Origin of the sequence: Photobacterium piscicola (assembly GCF_900166965.1) — a bacterium.
Lineage (GTDB): Bacteria > Pseudomonadota > Gammaproteobacteria > Enterobacterales > Vibrionaceae > Photobacterium > Photobacterium piscicola.
Genome location: NZ_FUZI01000005.1, coordinates 1 through 24,994, shown reverse-complemented (window position 1 = coordinate 24,994; position 24,994 = coordinate 1). Strand labels below are relative to the sequence as shown.

The following is a 24,994-nucleotide window of genomic DNA, read 5'->3' as shown; positions in this document are numbered from 1 at the left end:
ATTTTGATCGTTTTATTACCTTTTCTTTTAAAAAAATACCCTTCTGAGTGACTGGCTGGCTTATGGCTAAAATCCATTTTTCATCGCCATTGCACTATGAAATAAAAGACTAAATAACAACCGATTAATCGACTTGGTATTATCAACGTTAAATAGTTTGTATGATTGAAACGTAATAGATTAAGTGATGGTGGAATGTGTATTGTTAATTAATGAGATAACAACTTAATGACAGAATTAATGAACGGTGATCTTGGATTATGGGTACTGTTTGCGACGGGGTTTTTAAGTGCGACGTTACTACCTGGCGGCTCTGAGGCTAATCTTATTGCGGCGTTAAAGGTAGGAGATAATCCTGTTTGGCAAATTGTGGCCGTGGTGACCATTGGTAATACCCTTGGTGGTTTAACTAATTATTGGTTAGGTTTATTACTGCCAGATAAGACAGCAGACAATAAACACAGCAATAATGCATTATTATGGTTAAAGAAATACGGTTATTGGAGCTTACTGTTAAGCTGGATGCCATTGATTGGTGATCCATTATGTTTAGCCGCCGGATGGTTGCGAATGCGTTTTTGGTGGTGTGCTGTCGCTATTTTTATTGGGAAAATGATCCGCTATGTTGCCTTGGCCGTGATTGTGCTAGGGTTATTTCCCGGATTATCTGTGTAAGGAAGATATTAACGTGCAAAAGTGGGTTTTAAGTGCAGCATTACTGTCATTAGCTGGCTGTAGTCAATGGAGCGAAGAGACTTCATTAAATAATAATTTACCGCAAGGCGTTAAATTTATTGAGCAAGTGAAGGCGGTATCAGGTAAAGCTGTCATTCCTTACAGTAAATATCAATTGGCAAATGGACTTATCGTTATTTTGTCGCCTGATGATTCAGATCCACTGGTGAATGTCGATGTTACTTATCATGTCGGCTCTGCACGTGAACAGCAAGGAAAGTCAGGTTTTGCCCATTTCTTTGAACATATGATGTTCCAAGGCTCAAAACATGTTGGCGATCAACAGCATTTTCGTTTAATAACTGAAGCCGGTGGTACCCTTAATGGTAGCACTAACCGTGATCGTACTAATTATTACGAAACGGTACCCGCCAATCAACTCCAAAAAATGCTGTGGTTAGAGTCTGATCGTATGGGCTTTTTATTAGATGCGGTGTCGCAGCGTAAATTTGAAATTCAACGCTCAACGGTTAAAAATGAGCGTGCTCAGAACTTTGAAAATCGTCCTTATGGGTTGATTTATGAGAAAATGGGCGAGGCACTATATCCACGTAGTCATCCATATTCATGGCAAACCATTGGTTATGTAGAAGATCTTGATCGGGTTGATGTTAATGATCTTAAAGCCTTTTTCTTGCGTTGGTATGGGCCTAATAATGCAACGCTCACCATTGGTGGTGATATTAATAAAGCCCAAACATTAGCATGGGTTAATCAATATTTTGGCTCGATTCCACGTGGTCCTGAAGTTGAAGATGCACCGAAAAAACCCGCAAAATTAGCGCATAATCGTTTTATTACCCTTGAAGATAATATTCAGCAGCCGATGCTAATGATGGGTTGGCCGACCGCCTATCTAGGGGCTAAAGATCAGTCGTCATTGGATATGCTTGGACAAATTATTGGTAGTGGTACTAATAGCTTACTGTATCAAAAATTAGTTAAGACTGGTGATGCTGTTGATGCCGGCGCTTTTCAAGATTGTGCTGAGCTAGCATGTACTATGTATGTTTATGCTATGGCTCCAAGTGGTAATCAGGGTAATTTAAAGCAACTGCGTACTAAGGTGATGGCTGTTGTTAATAGTATTGAAACTCAAGGTATTAACTCTCAACAACTGAATGAAATTAAAGGCTCCGTTGCTGCAAGTGCCATTTATGGTTTGCAAAGTGTGGCAGGAAAAGTATCACAATTAGCGGCTTATCAAACCTTTTTTGGTAACCCTAACTATTTACCGACAGAGCTCGCAAATGTTAATCGAGTCACGACTGATAGTGTGATGGCTGCTTACAATAAATACCTATACCAGCAGCCAAGCGTGAGTTTAAGCGTGGTACCTAAGGGGCAATTACAACTACAGGCTGCGCAGCCTAACTTTACGCCTGCTCCTCGCCATTTATCTCAACACCATAAGATCAAAGAACAAGATCTGGCTTATCGAACGGTAACAGATAACTTTGATCGTAGTGTGATGCCACAAGCATCGACCCCAGTTAAGGCAGTGATGCCAAGTTTATATGAATTTAAATTAGCCAATGGCATTAATGTTATTGGGACTGAATATAAAGAAACCCCAACTATTACTTTACAGTTAGAGGTGCCAGCAGGACGCCGAGTTGAGCCTGAAGGTAAAGCGGGATTAGCACAATTGACCGCCGCGATGATGAATGAAGGCACCGAGAAGTTAACTGCGGAAGCGATGGCATCACAACTGGATACCTTAGGCAGTAGTATTACTGTTAATGCTGGACTTTATGGCTCTACAATTTCATTAACTACGCTGACGAAGAATCTACCTCAAACACTGGCTTTGTTTGAACAACGACTATTGATGCCTAATTTTACAGCGTCTGATTTTAAACGCTTAAAGAAACAGATGCTTGAAAGCATTGTTTATGAACATCAAAGTGCTGACTGGTTAGCAAGCCAAGCTACGCGTGATGTGTTGTTTAAAGGCACGGTATTTAGCCGTTCGACAGAAGGGACTCAAGCATCGATTAATAATATTACATTACAAGATGTTAAGGACTTCTATCAGCGTTATTACACTCCTAATGGTGCTGATGTTGTTGTTGTTGGTGATATTAGCTCAACAACGTTAAATACCGATTTAGCACCTTTAGCTGCATGGAAAGGACAACCTAAACCTGTATTCTCGACGCCAATATTGCCTCAGCTATCACAACAAGCTGTATGGTTAGTGAATAAACCCCATGCGCCACAAACGGTGATTCGATTTGTGCGTCAAGGCTTAGCTTATGATGCTACGGGTGAGTTATTTAAGACCCAGTTGGCTAATTTCAATTTAGCGGGTAATTTTAATAGCCGTTTAAATATGAACTTGCGTGAAGATAAAGGCTATACCTATGGTGCTGGCGGGTATTTAACCGGTGGACGTGAAATTGGTATGGCAAGTTTTTATGCGCAAGTACGTGCGAATGCAACCTTGCCCGCGATCAAAGAGTTTATGGCGGAATTAAAACGCATGAGCATGACGGGTTTAACGGATAAAGAAGTGAAATTTATGCGGTTAGCTGTTGGTCAACAAGATGCATTAAGCTATGAAACGCCAGCTAAAAAAGCGGCGTTATTAGGTACCATACTTAATTATGATCTACCCAAAGATTTTGTGGCTCAACGAAACCAGATTGTGGCGACAATTACGAAATCTGAAATGGATAAATTAGCGAAAAAGTGGTTTAACCCTAAAGATTATCAAATAGTTATTGTTGGGGATGCAAAAGCATTATTACCACAATTAAAGACCTTAGATTTACCTATTCATCAATTAGCACTTAATCAGTAATATAGACTCACAGTATCAGTCTTTATTAAGTTAAAGACTGTTACTGTGTAGTGCATATGTTTCACAATGATTAATACTATAAAGCATGGTAATCCTGTTAAATAATGATTACCCTGTTTTCTTCAATTAGATAACAACGAGAATAGCCTTCATGACTTTTTCCGAAAGGTTGCAACAGGTTGCCAAAAATCCTGAAGCATTAACACAGTTAGGGCGTGGTCTTGAGCGTGAGTCTTTGCGTATCACAGAAGATCTACAAGTCTCTTCATTGCCACATCCTACAGCTTTAGGTTCGGCATTAACGAATAAGTGGATCACCACTGATTTTGCTGAATCCTTATTAGAATTCATTACGCCAGTTTCTCGTGATGTTGACGATCTACTTGCACAATTAGACGATATTCATAAGTTTTCATTAAGCCATATGGCTGGCGAGCGCTTATGGCCGATGTCTATGCCATGTTTTGTTGGTGACCAGGATGAGATTGAATTAGCACAGTACGGCAGTTCAAATACTGGTCAAATGAAAACGCTTTACCGTGAAGGTTTAAAACGCCGTTACGGTAGTGTGATGCAAATTATCTCTGGGGTGCATTTTAATTTTTCTTTCCCTGATACTTTTTGGGATAGTCTATTTGGCGATCAAACAGAGCAGCAACGCCAAGACTCAGTTTCTGATGCGTACTTTGGTTTGATTCGTAACTACTATCGTTTTGGATGGTTAATCCCGTATTTATTTGGGTCATCACCTGCGCTATGTGGTTCATTTATTCAAAATGAAGCATTAAAAGCATCATTTGAAAAAGTAGGTAAAGGTACTTACTTTTTAGAGAATGCAACTGCATTACGGTTAAGTGATTTAGGCTATACCAACCACGCCCAAAGCTCGTTGAAAATTGGATTCAATAGTATTGACCAATATTTAACCGGACTTAACAGTGCTATTCACACCCCATCGGAAGAATTTTCTGAGTTAGGAGTGATGGTTGATGGTAAACGTCAGCAACTCAACAGCAATGTATTACAAATAGAAAATGAGTTGTATGCCCCTATTCGTCCTAAGCGTGTAGCTAAAAGTGGTGAAAAACCATCAGAAGCATTAAAGCGTGCCGGTGTCGAGTATATTGAAGTGCGTTCACTTGATGTGAACCCATTTAGTCCGATTGGTATTGATGAAGATCAGGTGCGTTTTCTTGATCTATTTTTAATCTGGGCAACACTAACACCCTCGCCTGATATGACTGATTGTGAATTAGCATGTTGGCGTGAGAATTGGAATAAAGTGGTTGTTGATGGCCGTAATCCAGAATTACTGCTTAAAATTGGTTGTCATGGTGAAGAACTACTGCTTAAAGCATGGGGACGTCGTGTTTTTGCTGAATTAGAGCAAGTTGCGATTACACTCGATGGTTTATACGGTAACGATAAATACCAGCAAACTCACCAACGCTTATTAACTTGGATCGAAGATCCACAGTTAACGTTTTCAGCTAAGCTACTTGATCAGATCAAAACTTATCAAGGTATTGGTCCTCTTGGTGATTATTATGCAACGGCGCATGCGAAGCAATTAGCACAACAAGCATTCCGTTTTTATGATCAAGCGACGTTTGAGCAAGAGGTGGCGGCATCGGTGATTAAACAACATCAGATTGAACAAAGTGACACACTTTCATTTGATGAGTTCTTAGCAGATTATTTTGCAGATGTTGATGTAGAAATACCGATGTTAACCAAATAAGACATCATATCAAGCTGACATTTTCTAAGTGTCAGCTTTTTTTTGATCAAAATTCGTGATTAATAATATAAGGTAAAAAATGCGCTTACGTGTACGATTATTATTACTGACAGTGGTGGCTTTGATTGTGAGTGGTTGTGCGACACCACCGCCAAGTAACCAATCAAATTTATGCAGCATCTTTCGTCAATACCCTGATTGGTATGAAGATGCTGTCGATATGCAGCAAAAATGGGGTACGCCGATTAATGTTGTGATGGCAATCATGAAGCAAGAAAGTAGTTACCGTCATGATGCATTACCGCCTAAAGACTATGTGCTTGGATTTATTCCATGGGGACGGGTGAGTAGTGCGTATGGGTATGCGCAAGCGCAAGATCCTGCATGGGCTGATTTTCAAAAACACACTGGGCATGGTGGTTCACGCAGTAGTTTTGATGATGCAATACAATTTATTGGTTGGTATACCCATGAAACACAACGTCAATTAGGTGTTTCTAAATGGGATGCGTATGGACAATATTTAGCTTATCACGATGGCCGTGGTGGTTATAAACGCGGTACTTATCGAAGTAAACCGTGGTTAATGAAAGTCGCTCGTAAGGTTGAACAGCAATCAAAAAACTACGGCTGGCAACTAAAACAATGCCGCAAAGAGCTCGATAACAATAAAAGTTGGTGGTAGGTTAATTGGAATATGCACTGCAGTAATTAGGTGCTAGGATTTATTTTTAAGACAAGGAGAAGTAAGCAATGCCGTTACTTGATAGCTTTACTGTCGATCACACTAAAATGCATGCGCCAGCAGTTCGGATCGCCAAGACCATGCAAACCCCTAAAGGCGATACGATTACCGTGTTTGATTTGCGTTTTTGTCGTCCTAATGCCGATATTCTCAGTGAGCGTGGTATTCACACGTTAGAGCATTTGTATGCAGGCTTTATGCGTCAACACCTAAATTCAGCCACCGTGGAAATTATTGATATTTCACCGATGGGATGTCGTACCGGTTTTTACATGAGCTTGATTGGCACACCAACCGAACAAACTGTTGCTCAAGCTTGGTTGGCGGCAATGAACGATGTGCTAGCCGTCGCGACTCAAGAGCAGATACCTGAGCTCAATGAATACCAATGCGGTACTTATAGTATGCATTCGTTAACAGAAGCAAAAGCGATTGCAACTGCGATTATCAATGCGGGTATTGAGGTCAATAAAAATGATGCTCTTGCTTTACCTGAAGCAATGTTGCAGCAGTTACACGTAAAATAATCACAAATATTGAATACTAAAAAAAGCCGCATTGTGTATAAAATCATAATGCGGCTTTCTTCTTTAAGTACTATTTCTTTGATTATTAATTAAAACTAGTGCGATCAGTGGTTGTTAAGCTTTTGTTCTGTTTTAGATTGCTTCTCTGGATTATTGTTTGTCGGCAATACTTTCACTAATTTAATCATATTACCAGCAACCTCAATGATTTCCATTTTATGACCGTTAATATCAACTTTGATCTTTTCATCTGGAATATATTCTAAATGTTCAAGAATAAAGCCATTTAATGTACGAGGCCCATCTGTTGGTAATTGCCAGTTTAAGCTCTTATTAAGGTCGCGAATATTGGCACTGCCTTCAATTAATAAGCTACCATCTTTTTGTAAGGTAATCTCTTCGGCCAGCGTAGGTGCAATTGAGGTGGTAAACTCGCCGACGATCTCTTCTAGAATATCTTCAACAGTGATTAAACCTTGAATATCACCGTATTCATCAACAATTAAACCGATACGCTCTTTATTGCGTTGAAACTTTAATAGCTGAATATTGAGCGGTGTACCTTCTGGAATGAAATACACTTCATCAGCGGCACGCAGTAGGTTTTCTTTGCTGAAATCATTCTTATCCATCATTAAGCGGTAGGCTTCACGGACACGTAACATACCAACCACCTCATCAATACTGTCGCGATATAAGACAATACGGCCATGTGCCGAATGGCTTAACTGGCGCACAATGGATTTCCAATCATCATTGACATTGATCGCCGCGATTTCATTGCGGGGAATCATTAACTCTTCTACGGTGACATTTTCTAAATCAAGAATAGAAATCAACATATCTTGGTGACGACGAGGGATCAGTGAACCCGCTTCATTAACAATAGTACGCAGCTCTTCAGAGTTAATATTTGATGCGGTATCGTTATCTTTTTTGACACCTAGAATAAACAAGAAGCCATTCGTAATGCCATTAACAAACCATACTAATGGGTAGAGTAATTTCATTAATATGTTAAGTAAGATGCTGCTAGTATAAGAGACTTTTTCTGGATACAGTGCTGCTACTGTTTTTGGTGTTACTTCAGCAAAAACAAGGATCACAATAGTCAATACTGCCGTTGCAATAGCGACGCCAGCATCACCGTAAAGGCGCATGCCAATAATGGTCGCAATGGCTGATGCAATAATATTAACCAGGTTATTACCGATCAGAATTAAGCCTAATAAACGGTCGGTACGTGAAAGGAGTTTCTCTACTCGCTGAGCCCCTTTATGTCCTTGACTGGCAAGGTGGCGTAACTTATAACGGTTGAGGGTCATCATTCCCGTTTCAGAACTTGAAAAGTAAGCTGAAATGATGATCATAAGAGCAAGTAAAGCAAATAATAAGCCTGTGGAAATTTGGTCCAAAAGGGGCAGTCCTTAACAGATTAAGCAAATATTGTTAGTCATTGAATAACTGAACAATATATAGATAAAGCAGCAGCTATTATAAAAATAAGTGTAGCAATAATTTAGGTGTCTGTAGCGTAACTAGCTACCAATGATAATTTCTTTGACAAAACGGCTTCCGAAATAGGCTAATGTCAGTAAAAAAGCACCGGCGAGGCTAAACCAAACGACTTTACGCCCGCGCCAGCCTTGGCGGTAATGTCCCCATAACAGTACGCTGTAAATTATCCAAGCCAGTAAAGATAGAATGGCTTTATGGGTTTTACCTTGGGCAATAATGTCGCCAATAAAGAAGTAGCCGCTGATCAGTGTGACGGTTAATAAACTATAACCGACGATAATGATCTTGAAAAGTTGGCGCTCTACCATCATTAATGGTGGAATGTTAGGATTAATCTGTAAGCTTTTTTTATGCTTTAATTTATGATCAAGCCAAGCCAGTTGTAACGCATATAAAGTTGCGATCATTAGCGTTGAATATGAGAACAATGCGATAGAAATATGCACTAAAGCTTGCGGTTGGGCTTCTAAATGGGTAATAAAGGCACCAGGTAACATAGTGGCGGCAAACAAGTTAATCGCAGCAAAGCTGTATACAACAGGTAATAGGAACCAAATCCGCATTTTTAACATTGCAAGCGTGGTTAAACTGGCAACAATAACGCTAATCAGTGATGCAACGTTAAGGATACTGAGGTTTTGACCCGTTGTGGCAAAAATAAGATCTTTAAGTAATAGCAAATGTAAGGCAATAGCAATAATGGCGGTAATAAAAACCGGTTGAGTTTTAATACCATTATTGTTAGCAAGTCCTGGGACAACAAGCAGCAGTGCAATGATATAAAAGCATACTGCAGGGATGGCAATTAGCATGTCCATAGTCAACCAGAGAGCTCCTTAGTAACGAATAGCTATTTTTAATATTTAGAGGCAGCAATTATACCCTGCTCAAACCTTCGTCGCCAATGTAATCCCAAAAAGAGCTGTGGGTTTACATGAAAGACCGAGCTTTTTTGCGGTATACTTGCAGTAATTTTGATAATTTTGCAATTTTGATTGAGTTGCGTAACGAGCGAGTAGCACCACATGTTCGAAAATTTAACCGAGCGTTTATCGCGAACGCTTAAAAATGTCAGCGGCCGTGGTCGTCTTACGGATGACAATATAAAGGATACCTTGCGTGAAGTGCGGATGGCATTACTCGAAGCCGACGTTGCGCTACCTGTTGTTCGCGAATTCGTTAAGCGTGTAAAAGAGCGTGCAGTAGGTACTGAAGTATCAAAAAGCCTCACGCCTGGCCAAGAGTTCATTAAGATTGTTCAATCTGAACTAGAATCTGTAATGGGCGAAGGCAATGAAGCACTTGATTTAAGCTGCCAACCGCCTGCTGTTATCTTAATGGCTGGTTTACAAGGTGCGGGTAAAACCACCAGTGTAGGTAAATTAGGTAAGCTTTTAAAAGAGCGTGACAAAAAGAAAGTTTTGGTTGTTTCTGCCGATGTTTACCGCCCAGCGGCAATCAAACAGCTTGAAACATTGGCAACCGATGTTGGTGTGGATTTCTTCCCATCAAGCGTTGAGCAAAAACCATTAACGATTGTAAAAGCAGCGCTAGAACACGGAAAAACCAAGTTCTATGATGTGGTAATTGTCGATACCGCAGGCCGTTTGCACGTTGATGAAGAAATGATGGGTGAGATCAAAGACATCCATCAAGCGCTAAATCCGGTTGAAACCTTGTTCGTGGTTGATGCCATGACGGGTCAAGATGCGGCCAATACAGCGAAAGCATTTAATGATGCATTGCCACTAACCGGTGTTATTTTAACCAAGGTTGATGGTGATGCACGTGGTGGTGCGGCATTATCTGTACGTCATATTACAGGTAAACCAATTAAGTTTTTAGGTGTCGGTGAAAAAACAGATGCTTTAGAACCGTTCCATCCTGACCGTGTTGCTTCCCGTATTTTAGGTATGGGTGACGTTTTATCGTTGATCGAAGATCTAGAACGTAACGTTGATAAAAAAGAAGCAGAAAAATTAGCTAAGAAATTTAAAGATAAAAAAGGGTTTGATCTTGAAGATTTCCGTAGCCAGCTTCAGCAAATGAAAAACATGGGCGGCATGATGGGCATGCTCGACAAACTTCCTGGTATGTCGCAATTACCCGGTGATATGAAAGATAAAGTTGACGATAAAATCTTCATGCAAATGGAAGCTATCATCAATTCAATGACGAAAGGCGAACGTGCTCGACCTGAGTTAATTAAAGGCTCACGTAAGAAGCGTATTGCTGCTGGTTCTGGTACTCAAGTACAAGATGTGAACCGTTTATTGAAGCAATTTACCCAGATGCAAAAGATGATGAAAAAGATGCAAAAGGGTGGAATGAAGAATATGATGCGTCAAATGAAAGGCATGATGCCTGGTGGCGGTATGTTCCCAGGCCGTTAATAGTCTGATTTTTAATGGTTTTAAAGCTTTTATTCTACTTAAACGGTGAAAAAGTAACTAAAGCAGTTGCATTCGTCGCCCCAAAGGGTAAAATTCCGAGGCTTTATTTTGGCACGGACCTCGTTATTATAGCGGGGTCATTTAATTTACAGTAATGCAAAGAGGACGATATGGTAACCATTCGTTTGGCACGTCACGGCGCTAAGAAGCGTCCATTCTATCAAATCGTTGTTGCTGACGCACGTGCTCCACGTGACGGCGCAAACATCGAGCAAATCGGTTTCTTCAACCCACTAGCTAAGGGTCAAGAAGAGCGTTTACGTTTAGATCTAGATCGCGTAAACCACTGGTTAGGTCAAGGCGCATCTGCGACTGATCGTGTAGCTAAACTAATCAAAGATGCAGCTAAAGCTGTAGCTTAATTAGTACTTAGGTACAAGAGAAAAACGATGAGTATTAAAAACCAAGACCACATTATTGTCGGTAAACTGGGTGCCACCTACGGTATCAAGGGTTGGCTCAAAGTTTTTTCCTACACCGAACAATCTGAAAGTATTTTTTCCTACACCCCTTGGATGATTAAAATCAAAGGCGAGTGGACGGAAATCCATGTTGAATCATGGAAACGCCACGGTCAAGGTCTTGTTGCTAAACTAGAAGGCATGGATATCCGCGAGGATGCACAAGTTTTCACTAATGTTGAAGTAGCAGTTTTGGCTGATCAACTACCCGCATTGTCAGATGAAGAATTCTACTGGCGTGAGTTGTTTGGTATGTCAGTTGTCACTACTGAAGGTTACGACCTAGGTAAAGTCACTGATATCCTGGAAACAGGTTCAAACGACGTGTTAGTTGTTAAGGCAAATCTTAAGGATGCTTTCGGACAGAAGGAACGTTTAATCCCGTTCCTCGATGAGCAGGTCATCAAGTTGATTGATCGCACTGCTCAGCGGATCGAAGTTGACTGGGATCCTGAGTTTTAACCTCCGGTAATTAAGCGAGTGAGCATATGTGGGTTGGAGTAATCAGTCTTTTTCCTGAAATGTTCTCTACCATTACCAATTATGGGGTAACAGGCCAGGCGGTAAAAAAAGGCCTTTTGAGTGTTGATACGTGGAATCCTCGTGATTTTACGCACGACAAACATCGTACGGTGGATGATCGACCGTATGGTGGTGGACCAGGTATGTTAATGATGGTACAGCCTTTGCGCGATGCCATTCACACTGCCAAAAAGTCTGCAAAAGGTCAGGCTAAAGTAATCTACCTTTCCCCTCAAGGCCGTAAGCTGGATCAAGCTGGTGTTGAGGAGTTAGCGCAGACAGAGAATTTAATTCTTATCTGTGGTCGCTATGAAGGGGTTGATGAGCGCATTATCCAGCAAGAGGTAGACGAAGAATGGTCTATCGGTGATTTTGTGTTAACGGGTGGCGAATTACCTGCCATGACGTTGATTGATGCAGTGGTTCGGTTTGTTCCGGGTGTACTGGGTGATTTTGCGTCAGCAGAAGAAGATTCTTTTGCAAATGGTTGGTTAGATTGTCCTCATTATACAAGACCTGAATTGTTGGACGGGCATGAAGTACCTGCGGTATTAATGTCTGGCAATCATAAAGAAATTAGTCGCTGGCGATTAAAGCAATCGTTAGGCCGTACATGGCTGAGAAGACCAGAGCTCCTGGAAAACCTAGCTCTGACTGACGATCAGGAATTCTTGCTCGCGGAATTTATCCGCGAATATAAAGCAAGCATTTAATTAATTTAGTATCAGTTTATTCTAGGGTATATACCAAATGAGTAACATCATTAAAGCTCTTGAGCAAGAGCAACTAAAAACAGACCTACCGACTTTCGCACCAGGTGACACTGTTGTTGTACAAGTTAAGGTAAAAGAAGGTGACCGTGAGCGTCTACAGGCTTTTGAAGGCGTTGTAATCGCAATCCGTAACCGTGGTCTACATTCAGCATTTACTGTTCGTAAAATGTCGAACGGTGAAGGCGTTGAGCGTGCGTTCCAAACTCACTCTCCAGTAGTTGACAGCATTACTGTTAAACGTCGTGGTGCAGTACGTCGTGCCAAGTTGTACTACCTACGTGAGCGTTCTGGTAAATCAGCACGTATCCGCGAGAAGCTTACTAAGAAATAATAAGCGTCTGACGTTTATCGAAAAGCCCACCTATATGGTGGGCTTTTTTTTACTTTAAATTTGAGTAAAGAAAAACCAGCGCTAAGCACTGGTTTATTTGTATTGCTATCTGTTAGTTACCAGAGGTTAGCTTTTTGACGATAAAGGAGACGTTGTTGGCTGCTCTTCATCACAATCAATCACGCCTTTACCTTGTGATTTTTTAATGATCATCAATGTAATACCGATTGTCGCTATCATGGCGATAATGGTAGATACCGCCATTGGCAAGCCAAAGCCCAGTTGATCGTTATTGAGAATAAAACAGATACATACCGTGGTCATGAACATTGCAGGAATGGTTGCTACCCAATGTAATTTATCAAGTCGTAATAGATAAGCCGATGCTGTCCATAACATCATTACAGCTGTGGTTTGGTTTGCAAAGCCAAAGTAACGCCAAATAATCGCAAAATCGACTTGGGTTAAAATGGCGCCTAATACAAACAGTGGCATGGCCATTAATAAACGATTACGTAATGGCTTTTGATCCATATTGAAATATTCAGCCAAAATTAAACGGCTAGAACGGAATGCAGTATCACCCGAAGTGATCGGCAAAATTACCACTCCAAGAAAGGCAATGATGCCACCAAAAACGCCTAACAAGCCAAACGATGAGCTATAGACTACATTACCGGGACCACCGTTAGCGACGGCGTCAGAGAGTGCTTCAATTGAACCAAAGAATGATAGCGCTAGTGCACACCAAATTAGCGCAATAATACCTTCCCCAATCATGGCACCATAAAAAATAAATCGACCATTTTGTTCGTTTTCAATGCAGCGTGCCATTAATGGAGATTGGGTGGCATGAAAACCTGAAATTGCACCACAAGCAATGGTGATAAACAGCGCTGGCCATAATGGTAAGTCATTAGGGTTCATGTTGGTGAACATATGACTAATTTCAAAACCGCCTAATAATTCGTGTTCATCTGAAATGCCAATAGCGGTGATTAAACCTACGGACATAAAAATCAGTAATGCGCCAAAGAAAGGATAAAAACGGCCAATGATTTTATCTACCGGTACAATTGTTGCCAAAATATAGTAACTAAAAATAATCACAACCATGGTGGTCATCGAGACATTTAAGTTAGTTTGATCGTTAATTAAATTAGTGATCATTCCTGCTGGTGCTGAAACAAATACAACCCCCACAAGCAGTAACAGTACGATAGCAAAGATATTCATAAAATGTTTTGCACCGTTACCCAAGTAGCGTCCTGTTAATGTGGGGACTGATGCGCCACCGTTACGAACTGAAAGCATGCCTGAGAAATAATCGTGGACGGCGCCCGCAAAAATACAGCCTAGAACAATCCATAACATTGCCGCCGGGCCGTAAAGTGCGCCCATAATCGGACCAAATATAGGACCGACCCCCGCAATGTTTAATAGCTGCACCAAGTAGACTTTATTATTAGACATCGGGACATAATCGACTCCATCTTGCTTGGTATAAGCGGGAGTTTGGCGGTTAACATTTACACCAAAGACTTTTTCAATAAAGCTACCATAAATAAAATAGCCGCCAATTAGGGCAGCAACACAGAGTAAAAACCACGCCATATATATCCTCGTTATCTAATGTGTGACTCAACTAAAAGGGATTGCATTATTTCTGCTGCCAACCAGTGTAATGGTTTCAATTTTTAGCTTCTTAAGATAATGTTATGAATGTGATATGCATTAGTGTTCAATAATAACTTCTCTCGATATTTGCTAATATAAGCACGTTTTTAATGTGGTATAGCTGTTGATGTATTTTTAATTCAATAGCGTTTGAGATAGCTGTCATAATAAAAAGTTGTGAAACCAATTAGAATGCCATTTGTAAATAAAAGTTTACAAATGGCATTTTATGTTTACAAGTTGTTGCAAAGGTGATGATGCAGTTGTTATGTTGGTGATAGAATATTTATAACTGGCAGAGATCACTGATGGAAAAAGATGGCTTAAACAACATTCATATTGCAGAAGAATCCGTATTAATTACGCCTGCACAATTGAAACGTAAGATGGCAGTATCTAGTACGGCGTTGGCATTTATTGAGCAGTCACGTCAAACGATTGCCGATATTATTCATCATCGCGATCATCGCTTATTGGTGGTATGTGGGCCGTGCTCGATTCATGATATTGAACAAGCGAAAGCATATGCTCAAAAGTTAAAACGCTTGGCGGCTGAATTAGATGACCAGCTTTATATTGTGATGCGGGTGTACTTTGAAAAACCGCGTACAACAGTGGGTTGGAAAGGATTAATTAACGATCCTTATCTTGACGGTTCGTTTGAAATTGAAGAAGGGCTACATATTGGGCGTCAATTACTGATTGATTTAGTTGAAGAGGGAATACCTGTTGCGACTGAAGCTCTTGATCCGATCAGCCCCCAATATTTAGGTGACTTGTTTAGCTGGTCTGCTATTGGTGCTCGCACTACTGAGTCACAAACACACCGTGAGATGGCGAGCGGATTATCGATGCCAGTCGGATTCAAAAATGGCACTGATGGCAGCTTAGCGACGGCTATTAATGCAATGCAAGCGGCAGCATCTGGACATAAGTTCATGGGGATTAATCCTAATGGACAAGTTGCTCTACTTGCAACGCAAGGTAATCCTGATGGTCATGTTATTTTACGTGGTGGTAAACAAACCAATTATGATTCTGTATCAGTGGCTGAGTGCGAAACAGAAATGACAGTCTCAGGTCTGACGCCATCGCTGATGATAGACTGTAGCCACGCAAACTCTCTTAAAGATTATCAGCGTCAGCCTTTAGTCGCGACAGATGTGATTCATCAAATTCGAGAAGGCAATCGTTCAATTATTGGTTTAATGATTGAAAGTCACCTTAATGAAGGGAGTCAAAGCGCAGATTTACCATTACAAGATATGGCTTACGGGGTCTCAATTACCGATGCGTGTATTAGTTGGGAAACAACAGAACAAGTATTACGAAAAGCCCATCAAGAGTTAGTGCCGTTTCTACAAAATAGAATTAAATAACCCTTTGCATTATAGTTGCAGTTGGATAAATACGGATGTCAAAAGTCATGGTTGCTGAGTTAAGCATATTAAGAGATCAAATAGACGATGTTGATCGTCAAATGGTGGAGCTATTAGCGCGCCGTTTAGCGTTAGTCGAACAAGTTGGTGTTGTTAAGAGCCAACATGGATTGCCTATTTATGCCCCTGATCGTGAAGCGGCAATGTTGGCATCTCGCCGTCAAGAAGCAGAGTCAAAAGGTGTACCTGCTGATCTGATTGAAGATGTGTTACGGCGCACGATGCGAGAATCATATTCCAGTGAAAATGACTCTGGGTTTAAATGTTTAAATCCGCAATTACGTCCAATTGTGATTATTGGTGGTTATGGTCAACTTGGGCAATTGTTCCAACGTCTATTTACCTTGTCTGGTTACCAAGTACGTTTACTCGGTAGCCAAGACTGGGATCGAGCAGATGAGATATTGCATGATGCGGGAATGGTGGTTGTTTCTGTCCCAATTCATATGACAGAAGCAATCATTACCAAATTAGGTAATTTGCCTGATGATTGTATTCTCACTGATCTTACGTCGGTTAAAAGTGGCCCACTGCAAGCGATGTTAGAAGTGCACTCAGGGCCTGTGGTTGGTTTACATCCAATGTTTGGCCCTGATATTCCAAGTTTAGCCAAGCAAGTGGTTGTTTACTGTGATGGCCGTAACCCTGAAAGTTACCAATGGTTGTTGGAGCAGATTCAGATTTGGGGAGCATCATTAAACCGTATTAGTGCGATTGAACATGATCAGGGGATGACGTTGATTCAAGCTTTACGTCACTTTACCTCGTTCGTTTATGGGGTTCATTTAGCCGAAGAAGACCCAAAAATAGAACAATTGATGTCACTAAGCTCGCCGATTTACCGCTTAGAACTTGCCATGGTTGGACGGTTATTTGCTCAAGATGCGCAGTTATATGCTGATATTATTATGTCAGCACCTCAGAACTTAGCGATGATCAAACGTTTCCATCAGCGTTTTGGTGAAGCAATTGATATGTTAGAGCGCCAAGATAAAGTGGCCTTTAAACAAGCTTTTGGGCAGGTTGAGCATTGGTTTGGTGACTATGCACAGCATTTTTTAGTCGAGAGCCAAGGACTACTTAGACAGGCGAATGATTCAACTCGACATAAATAAATAGCGTTCAATTTCAGAACTTACTTACTAAAAAGCCCACGTTTAATCATGAAGGTGGGCTTTTTTAATGACGCTAATATGCACTTTCCTCAGTATTATTATTCGCTGAATTCAACTTCAGTCGGGGTCACATTTTCACTCGGGTAACAGCCTAAGACTTTAATAAAGCGGGTTAAGCGGGTGAGCTCTTCTAAGACTTGTTGCATTAGTGGATCTTTTAAATTGATCTCGACATCAACATAGAACATTTCTTCCCATGGATTACCAATGACTGGGCGAGATTCCAGTTTAGTCATATTTATTTTGGCATTACGAAGCACCACTAAACATTCAACTAATGAGCCCGCAGCTTGTGCGGTTGACATAATCAATGTTGTTTTAGCTGGAATTAATGAATTGACGCTAACGGGCTTACGGGCAACAACAATAAAACGGGTAAAATTTTCTTGTTGGTTAGCAATGTTGGTTTTAATTGGGGTTAAACCGTAAATTTCACCACTAGACGCATTACCAATAGCCGCAATATTAGGTTGTTTTAGCTCAGCAACCGTCAACATAGCATCGGCAGTACTTGGGCAATATTGTTGATTAATTTTTCCCATTCCATGAAGGAATTCGCTGCATTGCTGATGGGGTTGAGGATGAGAATATAGGGTGTCTATTTGTTCTATTTGTGTATCAACAGCAGTCAATAAGCAATGTTCTATTGGCTGGGTTATTTCCCCGACGATTGATAAACTGGTGTGTTGTAATAAGTCATACACTTCATTGATTGAGCCCGAGCTGGTGTTTTCTATTGGTAGTACACCATAATCGGCATGACCTGTTTCTACTTCATTGACGATATCTCGAAAACATGAACAGCTAATTTCCACTAATTGGGTTTGTTTGCGGCTAAAATAATTGCGGCTTGCAAGGTGTGAATATGATCCCTTGGCACCTAAAAAAGAGACTCGTGCTGTTGGGGAAGCATTTTCTGGATTAAGTAAGCGCTGTAAGTAAGCTTGTTGATAGAGAACCGAATCTTCAATGATGGTGTGAAAAATTTGAGTAACGTATAGCGGATCAAGTTGATGTTCTTTTCCCGTGTCGATTAAGCGTAATAGCAATGCTTGCTCACGTGCTTGATCACGAACGGGTTTAGCGGTATCAATTTTACTTTTAGCGACTTCAAGACTTAGTGTGCGTCGTTCAGCCAAAAGTGCTAATAATGCATTATCGATACGAGTGACATTATTGCGAATCTCATCCAATGAAGAGCGTGTGTTATCGGTCATAGCGATCCCTATTATGATCGGCTTTCTTAAACCTGAAAGCGGCATATTATCGTTTTATCATTGCAATCCACATTAGGCAGGGTGGCTTTTTTTGTCAAGCCCAAAGCAAACAGCCCTGCATTGGCAGGGCTGTTTTAAATCCTCTTAATCATTAACGATTATGCTTCATCAAATTCTACTTCGTCATCATATTCAGTTGTATCTTCAGCTTCTGCTGGTTTTTCGCTATGACTTGCACGACGTGCATTTGGTTTGTGAGCTTGTTTCTTCAATTGGCGATCAAGTTTTTGGTAAAGATCTGTAATCGCACCAAACAAGTCTTCATGCTCTGCAGAAGCGACTAATTGTCCTCCAGCAATGCTAACAGAGGCCTCAATTTTAAATAGCTTGCTTGGCTCTTTGCTAATCATGATATGTTTTTTAATTAGCGGTACTTGAAGTTTTTCTAACTTATCGAATTTAAATTCAAAACGCTCACGGATAGCCGGGGTGATATCGATGTTTTTGCCAGTGATTTCTAATGTCATATTTATCTTCCTCGTTTGCTACCCTTCGTTGGGTTAACTTCAGATTACTAAAATTACTAACTAATAACGTGATCTGTGTCACACTGTTGTCGTTAGTGATTTTTTAGCGAAAAAAATGTGACCAAAGTAGGTTTGTTGCAAAAAAGTATCTAAAAAACACTTGAGCTTTATTGATAAACTAAGGCAGTATGGAGGAAGATTTATTGCTGGTGGCTAGTGCTAACTAGGGAGTAAATACGTTTTATTTCAATCTGTTGAGTGTTTTTTGTGCACTAGTTATGCGGTTGGAGTTTTAACGTTATTGAATGACGTAAATATTTATTATTAACATATTCATAAAAATGGCAGCTCATTGAGCTGCCATTTTTTATTGCTGCATTGTGATGGTCTTTATTTTACTGGGTTAAGTTTGATCATCGCTTCTGTGCGAGAGACTTCTTTATCCAGTTTTAATTTCTCATACGCTGTTTTTTCAAGTAATAGTGACTTACGTGCAGCACTTGTGTCTGGGTATAAGCGTTGTACTTGTTGGCAACGGTTGATCGCTGCAATCCATGCTTCACGGCGCACATAAAAATCAGCAACAGCTAGATCATATTCAGCAAGTTGGTTTTTTAAAAAAACCATGCGAGCTTTCGCATCTGCGTCATACTGACTATCTGGGAAGCGTTCTAAGAGGTATTTAAAATCGCGAAATGCTTGGCGTGAAGGGGTTGGATCACGATCAAAACGATCAATATTGAACATGTCATGCATAAAGCTACGATCTTGCGCCATGTGCGTTAGACCACGCATATAATAAACCCAATCCGCTTGTGGATGGGTTGGATTTAAGCGTAAAAAACGCGCAATTGTGGCTTGAGATAATGGCAAATCATCATTTTTGTAGTAGGCATAGATTAAATCTAATTGTACTTGATCTGAGTAAGCACCAAATGGATAACGAGAGTCCATTGCCTCTAGGCGCTCGATAGCATTATTCCAATTACCGCTCTGCAAAGCTTGCTGGGCAGTAGAATATAAGTCTGATGGTGGAACATCAGGAATGACTTTCTCAGTACTGGAACAGCCTGAAAGCAAGGCTACAGCAAGAAAAGTTGATATTGTCAGGCGTTTCATTACGGCGTCAGTTTCCTTGATAAAAATTTTATTTTGCTCGATCCATTACGGACTGAGCCGTTAACAGATACAATGACATTATATTAGTTTACATCAAGCATCGTTTTATTAAGCTTGGTACATTTTACGCAGCGTATGGCAATTAGTCTCACGCTTTTTAAAAAAGTTCGTTATGGCACAGCAAATAGAATTAACAAATACAGTTAGCGAAAGCCAACTAGGCAAGCGCCTTGATCAGGTTATTGCTGAATTATATCCCGATTATTCCCGCTCTCGTATCAAAGAGTGGATTCTAAAGGACATGGTTTCAGTAAACGGTAAAATTGACAACAAACCACGTTCAAAAATGATGGGTGGTGAAGAATTATTTATTCAAGCCGAAATCGAAGATGAAATGCGCTGGATTGCGCAAGACCTTCCACTTGATGTTGTTTATGAAGATGACGACATTTTAGTGATCAATAAGCCACGTGATTTTGTGGTTCACCCAGGTGCGGGTACACCCGATGGCACAGTGCTAAATGCGCTGTTATATCATTACCCAGCATTGGCTGAAGTACCACGTGTGGGTATTGTGCACCGTTTGGATAAAGACACGACTGGCTTAATGGTCGTAGCTAAAACTATTCAGGCACAAACACGTTTAGTGCGCGCACTACAAAAACGTAAAATTACCCGTGAATATGAAGCAATTGCTATTGGTCAAATGACGGGCGGCGGTACGATTGAAAAACCAATTGGGCGTCATGCTACTAAACGTATTTGTATGGCAGTACATGAGCTAGGTAAAGATGCAATTACTCATTACCGTGTTGCTGAGCGTTTCCGTGAGCATACACGTATTGTGTTACGTCTAGAAACCGGTCGTACTCACCAAATTCGTGTGCATATGTCATACATGAGTCATCCGCTGATTGGTGATGTGATCTACGGTGGTCGTCCTCGTCCGCCACGTCATGCATCTGATGAATTTATTCATGCGTTACGTTCATTTGATCGTCAAGCATTGCACGCACGTATGTTGCGTCTATCACACCCAATGACGGGTGAGTTAATGGAATGGCATGCACCATTACCAAACGACATGGTTGCGATGATTGATATTTTACGTAAAGACAACGCTGAAAATAACGAAGATATTTATTAATGCAAACCATTATTCCTAACTGGCCAGCTCCAGAGAATGTGTTAACGGTAAGTACAACCCGTTTTGGCGGTGTCAGTTCTGCACCCTACAATGCACTCAATTTGGGATTGCATGTTGGGGATGATGTCAGTTCTGTACTAACAAATCGTCAATTACTGAAACAGCATTGTTGGTTAACGGCAGAGCCAGCATGGTTAAATCAAATTCACAGTCCGATTGTGATTGATATTACTACGCCGTTAACAGAAGTGATCGATGCTGATGGTAGTTTTACCCGTGTGCCTGGCTTAGCCTGTGCCATCATGACGGCTGACTGTTTGCCTGTTCTATTGTGTAATAAGCAAGGAACTGAAGTGGCAGCTGTTCATGCTGGGTGGCGGGGACTTGCTGCCGGAGTGATTGATAATGCCATTGCTAAATTTTCCTGTCCTAGTGCTGATATTATGGCTTGGATGGGACCGGCAATCGGCCCGACAGCGTTTGAAGTTGGCAGTGAAGTACGTGAGCAGTTTATTGATGTTGACGCTAATGCTGCTGATGCTTTTATTGCTCATGGTGATAAGTGGCTAGCTAATTTATATTTATTAGCACGACAGCGCTTACAACAGCACGGAATTAGCGCTATTTATGGCGGTGAATACTGTACGTTTAATAACGATGAGTTGTTTTATTCTTATCGTCGTCAAGCCGTCACTGGACGTCAAGCTTCATTGATTTGGCTGCGTTAATTTTTCAGTATTAATAACAAATAAGAAGCGGGTATATTGGCTAACAATATACCCGCTTTTTTTGCAGCATTATTTTGCGCTTTAAGAGCCTTGAAAAACCCCTACGAACTACCATATAACTAGTAACAGGTTATTAAATTTATTATTGGGGGACCTATGCGTCTTGACCGATTTACCAGTAAGTTCCAAGCCGCTATTTCTGATGCACAGTCATTAGCTTTAGGGCGTGATCATCAGTACATTGAACCTGCTCATCTTATGGTTGCATTATTAAACCAAGAAGGCAGTACAGTACGTCCCTTACTTACCCTTTTGAATGTAGATTCTACTCAGCTTCGTTCGCGTTTGGGTGAGATACTAGAGCGTATTCCAAAAGTGACAGGTATTGGTGGTGAAGTACAACTATCCAATAGCATGGGCACGTTATTAAACATGTGTGACAAGCTTGCACAAAAACGTAATGATAAATTTATTTCGTCAGAACTCTTTATTTTAGCTGCGGTTGATAATGATAAAGGCCCTGTAGGGGATTTATTACGTGAACTTGGTTTAAAAGCAGATCAGATAAGTAAAGCGATTGATCAAATTCGTGGTGGACAAAAAGTGGATGATCAAAACGCAGAAGAAAACCGTCAAGCATTAGCTAAATATACGATTGATTTAACAGAACGTGCAGAGCAAGGTCGATTAGATCCTGTGATTGGTCGTGATGATGAAATTCGTCGTACTATTCAAGTTCTGCAACGTCGTACTAAAAATAACCCCGTGATCATTGGTGAACCGGGTGTGGGTAAAACGGCGATTGTTGAAGGTTTAGCGCAACGGATTGTTAATGGTGAAGTGCCAGAAGGCTTACGTGACAAACGCGTATTATCATTAGATATGGGGTCTTTGATTGCAGGTGCTAAATTTCGTGGTGAATTTGAAGAACGTTTAAAAGCAGTATTAAACGAACTGTCTCAAGAAGACGGTCGCGTAATTTTGTTTATTGATGAAATCCATACTATGGTTGGCGCTGGTAAAGGCGAAGGCTCAATGGATGCCGGTAATATGCTAAAACCTGCGCTTGCTCGTGGTGAGCTTCACTGCGTTGGTGCGACAACCTTAAATGAATACCGCCAGTATTTAGAAAAAGATGCAGCGTTGGAACGTCGTTTCCAAAAAGTGCTGGTGGATGAGCCAAGTGTTGAAGATACCATTGCTATTTTACGTGGTCTAAAAGAACGTTATGAGCTTCACCACCATGTAGAGATCACCGATCCTGCGATTGTAGCGGCGGCGACATTATCTCACCGTTATATTTCAGATCGACAATTGCCCGATAAGGCGATTGATCTTATCGATGAAGCAGCGTCAAGTATTCGTATGCAAATTGACTCTAAACCAGAATCGATGGATCGTTTAGAGCGCCGTATTATTCAATTAAAGATTGAACAGCAAGCATTAGAAAAAGAAAGTGATGATGCTAGCCAAAAACGGTTAAGTGATTTGCTTGAAGAATTGGATATTAAAGAGCGTGAATATTCTGAACTTGAAGAAGTATGGAATGCTGAAAAAGCCTCTTTATCTGGTACTCAACATATTAAAGCTGAGCTTGAACAAGCCCGTACTGATGTTGAAATTGCTCGTCGAGCGGGTGATCTAAATCGCATGTCAGAGTTACAGTACGGTCGTATTCCTGAACTTGAAAAGCAACTAGATTTAGCGGCGCAAGCAGAAATGCAAGATATGACGTTACTTAAAAATAAAGTAACCGATGTTGAAATTGCCGATGTACTTTCTAAAGCGACAGGTATTCCGGTTGCTAAGATGCTAGAAGGTGAGCGTGATAAGTTATTGCGCATGGAAGATGAGCTACATAATCGTGTTATTGGCCAAGAAGAAGCCGTTGAAGCTGTAGCTAACGCGATTCGTCGCAGTCGTGCAGGTTTGTCTGATCCTCAACGTCCAATCGGTTCATTCTTATTTTTAGGCCCAACGGGTGTAGGTAAAACTGAATTGTGTAAGTCACTAGCTAACTTTATGTTTGATAGTGAAGATGCGATGGTGCGTATAGACATGTCTGAGTTTATGGAAAAACACTCAGTGGCACGTTTAGTTGGTGCGCCTCCAGGTTATGTTGGTTATGAAGAAGGTGGTTATTTAACTGAAGCGGTTCGTCGTCGTCCATATTCCGTTATTTTGCTTGATGAAGTTGAAAAAGCCCATCCAGATGTATTTAATATTCTATTACAGGTATTAGATGATGGACGTTTAACTGATGGCCAAGGTCGTACGGTTGATTTCCGCAATACGGTGATCATTATGACGTCTAACTTGGGTTCTGATCGTATTCAAGAACATTTTGGTAGTTTGGACTACGAGGGTATCAAAGCATTAGTGATGGAAGTGGTGGGTCAACATTTCCGCCCTGAATTCATTAACCGAGTTGATGAAACAGTTGTGTTCCACCCATTGGGTAAAGAGAACATTAAGCATATTGCATCAATTCAAATTGCGCGCTTGGAAAAACGTTTAGCAGAGAAAGATTTCCAGTTAGAGGTTGAAGAGAGTGCGTTAGAGTTAATTTCTGATGCTGGTTTTGATCCTGTATTTGGCGCGCGTCCATTAAAACGTGCAATACAGCAATATATTGAAAATCCATTAGCACAAGATTTGTTATCAGGTAAATTTATGCCGGGTAAACCAATCGTACTGTCAGTAGCAGACGATAAGATTGTTGCTAAACAAGCGTAATTAAAAAATGATGGCTTAAAATAATCAATTATTGTTAATAAACGCCTTAGCATGCATGTGCTAAGGCGTTTTTTTAGTATTGGAATTTGTCAAAAATAAACACTATTTATAATGAAAGCTGTTTTATTTGTCGTAATTTGTCGTTATGGGTTAATGATTGAGCGAACGAAAGAAAAAGATAAAAATAAGGTTGTCAGCAACAAGAATCTCCCTATAATACGACCTCACTGACACGGACGACGGCGCAAGCGGTTACCGAAAGTCAGTATGTTCTTTAACAATTTGACCATGCAATCTGTGTGGGCACTCGTTGAATAGTTAAGTCGAAAGATTTATCAATGAACTGAGTGACCAATACAAATAACTACGGTTATTTGGCACAGTCAATTCATTACCATTCTGTTCCTCTTTGTAGAAACAGAAGCGGTAATAGCTTTAAAATTACTAAGGTAGTTTTGAAGTCAGTATTCATTGAGCCGTCTCGAAAGAGACAACAAAACTTTAATTGAAGAGTTTGATCATGGCTCAGATTGAACGCTGGCGGCAGGCCTAACACATGCAAGTCGAGCGGTAACAGAAAGAAAGCTTGCTTTCTTTGCTGACGAGCGGCGGACGGG

The 24,994-nt window shown here is 40.7% G+C and carries 21 protein-coding genes and 1 rRNA gene; 16 read left to right on the top strand and 6 right to left on the bottom strand.

Annotated elements, in window-relative coordinates:
- The first annotated feature begins 228 nt into the window (after window positions 1-228).
- The 5 genes from CZ809_RS13815 to luxS all read left to right on the top strand — a co-directional run bounded on the left by CZ809_RS13815 (window position 229) and on the right by luxS (window position 6,554).
- The gene (locus CZ809_RS13815; RefSeq protein ID WP_080158196.1) at window positions 229-675 is read left to right on the top strand and encodes a YqaA family protein; all 447 of its coding nucleotides are present in this window, start codon (window positions 229-231) and stop codon (window positions 673-675) included.
- 13 nt (window positions 676-688) lie between these two features.
- Window positions 689-3,541 (top strand): M16 family metallopeptidase, encoded by a 2,853-nt coding sequence (locus CZ809_RS13810; protein WP_080158195.1) that lies wholly within the window; start codon window positions 689-691, stop codon window positions 3,539-3,541.
- 151 nt (window positions 3,542-3,692) lie between these two features.
- Window positions 3,693-5,282: a glutamate--cysteine ligase gene (gene gshA, locus CZ809_RS13805; protein WP_080158194.1), complete on the top strand. Its 1,590-nt coding sequence runs from the start codon at window positions 3,693-3,695 to the stop codon at window positions 5,280-5,282.
- Window positions 5,283-5,361: 79 nt separating this feature from the next.
- A complete protein-coding gene (locus CZ809_RS13800; protein WP_080158193.1) occupies window positions 5,362-5,967 on the top strand; it encodes a transglycosylase SLT domain-containing protein in 606 nt (201 codons plus the stop codon).
- Window positions 5,968-6,035: 68 nt separating this feature from the next.
- On the top strand, window positions 6,036-6,554 hold the full coding sequence (gene luxS / locus CZ809_RS13795; protein ID WP_080158192.1) for an S-ribosylhomocysteine lyase: 519 nt from the start codon (window positions 6,036-6,038) through the stop codon (window positions 6,552-6,554).
- A 104-nt stretch (window positions 6,555-6,658) separates the two neighbouring features.
- On the opposite strand, the gene CZ809_RS13790 is transcribed toward luxS, so the two are convergent.
- Together CZ809_RS13790 and CZ809_RS13785 are read right to left on the bottom strand one after the other, a co-directional pair.
- Window positions 6,659-7,969 (bottom strand): HlyC/CorC family transporter, encoded by a 1,311-nt coding sequence (locus CZ809_RS13790; RefSeq protein ID WP_080158191.1) that lies wholly within the window; start codon window positions 7,967-7,969, stop codon window positions 6,659-6,661.
- A gap of 123 nt (window positions 7,970-8,092) precedes the next feature.
- Window positions 8,093-8,890, bottom strand: a complete 798-nt coding sequence (locus CZ809_RS13785; RefSeq protein ID WP_080158190.1) for a cytochrome C assembly family protein — start codon at window positions 8,888-8,890, stop codon at window positions 8,093-8,095.
- Between the two features lie 207 nt (window positions 8,891-9,097).
- Between CZ809_RS13785 and ffh the strand changes: the two genes are divergently transcribed.
- The 5 genes from ffh to rplS all read left to right on the top strand — a co-directional run bounded on the left by ffh (window position 9,098) and on the right by rplS (window position 12,612).
- A complete protein-coding gene (gene ffh / locus CZ809_RS13780) occupies window positions 9,098-10,465 on the top strand; it encodes a signal recognition particle protein (RefSeq protein WP_080158189.1) in 1,368 nt (455 codons plus the stop codon).
- Window positions 10,466-10,635: 170 nt separating this feature from the next.
- Window positions 10,636-10,887: a 30S ribosomal protein S16 gene (gene rpsP, locus CZ809_RS13775; protein WP_080158188.1), complete on the top strand. Its 252-nt coding sequence runs from the start codon at window positions 10,636-10,638 to the stop codon at window positions 10,885-10,887.
- A 27-nt stretch (window positions 10,888-10,914) separates the two neighbouring features.
- Window positions 10,915-11,448 carry a ribosome maturation factor RimM gene (rimM, locus tag CZ809_RS13770; protein ID WP_080158187.1) on the top strand — a complete coding sequence of 178 codons (534 nt, stop codon included), beginning with the start codon at window positions 10,915-10,917 and terminating at the stop codon, window positions 11,446-11,448.
- Window positions 11,449-11,474: 26 nt separating this feature from the next.
- The gene (gene trmD / locus CZ809_RS13765) at window positions 11,475-12,221 is read left to right on the top strand and encodes a tRNA (guanosine(37)-N1)-methyltransferase TrmD (protein ID WP_080158186.1); all 747 of its coding nucleotides are present in this window, start codon (window positions 11,475-11,477) and stop codon (window positions 12,219-12,221) included.
- Between the two features lie 37 nt (window positions 12,222-12,258).
- Window positions 12,259-12,612, top strand: a complete 354-nt coding sequence (gene rplS, locus CZ809_RS13760) for a 50S ribosomal protein L19 (RefSeq protein WP_080158185.1) — start codon at window positions 12,259-12,261, stop codon at window positions 12,610-12,612.
- A 126-nt stretch (window positions 12,613-12,738) separates the two neighbouring features.
- On the opposite strand, the gene CZ809_RS13755 is transcribed toward rplS, so the two are convergent.
- Window positions 12,739-14,226, bottom strand: coding sequence for a carbon starvation CstA family protein (locus tag CZ809_RS13755; protein ID WP_080158184.1), 1,488 nt, complete (start codon window positions 14,224-14,226; stop codon window positions 12,739-12,741).
- Window positions 14,227-14,597: 371 nt separating this feature from the next.
- On the opposite strand from CZ809_RS13755, the gene CZ809_RS13750 reads away from it, so the two are divergent.
- Window positions 14,598-15,668, top strand: a complete 1,071-nt coding sequence (locus CZ809_RS13750; protein ID WP_080158183.1) for a 3-deoxy-7-phosphoheptulonate synthase — start codon at window positions 14,598-14,600, stop codon at window positions 15,666-15,668.
- Between the two features lie 47 nt (window positions 15,669-15,715).
- Entirely contained in the window at window positions 15,716-16,843 is a 1,128-nt protein-coding gene (gene tyrA / locus CZ809_RS13745) for a bifunctional chorismate mutase/prephenate dehydrogenase (RefSeq protein ID WP_080158386.1), read from the top strand.
- A gap of 98 nt (window positions 16,844-16,941) precedes the next feature.
- On the opposite strand, the gene pheA is transcribed toward tyrA, so the two are convergent.
- The 3 genes from pheA to bamD all read right to left on the bottom strand — a co-directional run bounded on the left by pheA (window position 16,942) and on the right by bamD (window position 19,766).
- Window positions 16,942-18,120, bottom strand: coding sequence for a prephenate dehydratase (gene pheA / locus CZ809_RS13740; RefSeq protein ID WP_080158182.1), 1,179 nt, complete (start codon window positions 18,118-18,120; stop codon window positions 16,942-16,944).
- Between the two features lie 158 nt (window positions 18,121-18,278).
- Entirely contained in the window at window positions 18,279-18,647 is a 369-nt protein-coding gene (hpf, locus tag CZ809_RS13735; protein WP_080158181.1) for a ribosome hibernation-promoting factor, HPF/YfiA family, read from the bottom strand.
- A gap of 390 nt (window positions 18,648-19,037) precedes the next feature.
- Window positions 19,038-19,766, bottom strand: coding sequence for an outer membrane protein assembly factor BamD (gene bamD, locus CZ809_RS13730; protein ID WP_080158180.1), 729 nt, complete (start codon window positions 19,764-19,766; stop codon window positions 19,038-19,040).
- A 172-nt stretch (window positions 19,767-19,938) separates the two neighbouring features.
- On the opposite strand from bamD, the gene rluD reads away from it, so the two are divergent.
- The 4 genes from rluD to CZ809_RS13710 all read left to right on the top strand — a co-directional run.
- Window positions 19,939-20,913 carry a 23S rRNA pseudouridine(1911/1915/1917) synthase RluD gene (gene rluD, locus CZ809_RS13725; RefSeq protein ID WP_080158179.1) on the top strand — a complete coding sequence of 325 codons (975 nt, stop codon included), beginning with the start codon at window positions 19,939-19,941 and terminating at the stop codon, window positions 20,911-20,913.
- Window positions 20,913-21,641: a peptidoglycan editing factor PgeF gene (gene pgeF / locus CZ809_RS13720; protein WP_080158178.1), complete on the top strand. Its 729-nt coding sequence runs from the start codon at window positions 20,913-20,915 to the stop codon at window positions 21,639-21,641. Before rluD ends, pgeF begins: the two co-directional genes overlap by 1 nt.
- 156 nt (window positions 21,642-21,797) lie before the next feature.
- A complete protein-coding gene (gene clpB / locus CZ809_RS13715) occupies window positions 21,798-24,377 on the top strand; it encodes an ATP-dependent chaperone ClpB (RefSeq protein ID WP_080158177.1) in 2,580 nt (859 codons plus the stop codon).
- 502 nt (window positions 24,378-24,879) lie between these two features.
- Window positions 24,880-24,994: ribosomal RNA gene (locus CZ809_RS13710) — 16S ribosomal RNA — on the top strand; the annotation flags it as partial.

Bases quoted from the DNA above. Each gene is read 5' to 3' on its own strand.
- CZ809_RS13815 (WP_080158196.1), top strand. From the start codon at position 229: ATGACAGAATTAATGAACGGTGATCTTGGATTATGGGTACTGTTTGCG.
- pgeF (WP_080158178.1), top strand. From the start codon at position 20,913: ATGCAAACCATTATTCCTAACTGGCCAGCTCCAGAGAATGTGTTAACG.
- pheA (WP_080158182.1), bottom strand. From the start codon at position 18,120: ATGACCGATAACACACGCTCTTCATTGGATGAGATTCGCAATAATGTC.
- rimM (WP_080158187.1), top strand. From the start codon at position 10,915: ATGAGTATTAAAAACCAAGACCACATTATTGTCGGTAAACTGGGTGCC.
- luxS (WP_080158192.1), top strand. From the start codon at position 6,036: ATGCCGTTACTTGATAGCTTTACTGTCGATCACACTAAAATGCATGCG.
- CZ809_RS13800 (WP_080158193.1), top strand. From the start codon at position 5,362: ATGCGCTTACGTGTACGATTATTATTACTGACAGTGGTGGCTTTGATT.
- bamD (WP_080158180.1), bottom strand. From the start codon at position 19,766: ATGAAACGCCTGACAATATCAACTTTTCTTGCTGTAGCCTTGCTTTCA.
- tyrA (WP_080158386.1), top strand. From the start codon at position 15,716: ATGGTTGCTGAGTTAAGCATATTAAGAGATCAAATAGACGATGTTGAT.
- CZ809_RS13750 (WP_080158183.1), top strand. From the start codon at position 14,598: ATGGAAAAAGATGGCTTAAACAACATTCATATTGCAGAAGAATCCGTA.
- gshA (WP_080158194.1), top strand. From the start codon at position 3,693: ATGACTTTTTCCGAAAGGTTGCAACAGGTTGCCAAAAATCCTGAAGCA.
- rplS (WP_080158185.1), top strand. From the start codon at position 12,259: ATGAGTAACATCATTAAAGCTCTTGAGCAAGAGCAACTAAAAACAGAC.
- trmD (WP_080158186.1), top strand. From the start codon at position 11,475: ATGTGGGTTGGAGTAATCAGTCTTTTTCCTGAAATGTTCTCTACCATT.
- ffh (WP_080158189.1), top strand. From the start codon at position 9,098: ATGTTCGAAAATTTAACCGAGCGTTTATCGCGAACGCTTAAAAATGTC.
- rluD (WP_080158179.1), top strand. From the start codon at position 19,939: ATGGCACAGCAAATAGAATTAACAAATACAGTTAGCGAAAGCCAACTA.
- CZ809_RS13755 (WP_080158184.1), bottom strand. From the start codon at position 14,226: ATGGCGTGGTTTTTACTCTGTGTTGCTGCCCTAATTGGCGGCTATTTT.
- rpsP (WP_080158188.1), top strand. From the start codon at position 10,636: ATGGTAACCATTCGTTTGGCACGTCACGGCGCTAAGAAGCGTCCATTC.
- CZ809_RS13785 (WP_080158190.1), bottom strand. From the start codon at position 8,890: ATGGACATGCTAATTGCCATCCCTGCAGTATGCTTTTATATCATTGCA.
- clpB (WP_080158177.1), top strand. From the start codon at position 21,798: ATGCGTCTTGACCGATTTACCAGTAAGTTCCAAGCCGCTATTTCTGAT.
- hpf (WP_080158181.1), bottom strand. From the start codon at position 18,647: ATGACATTAGAAATCACTGGCAAAAACATCGATATCACCCCGGCTATC.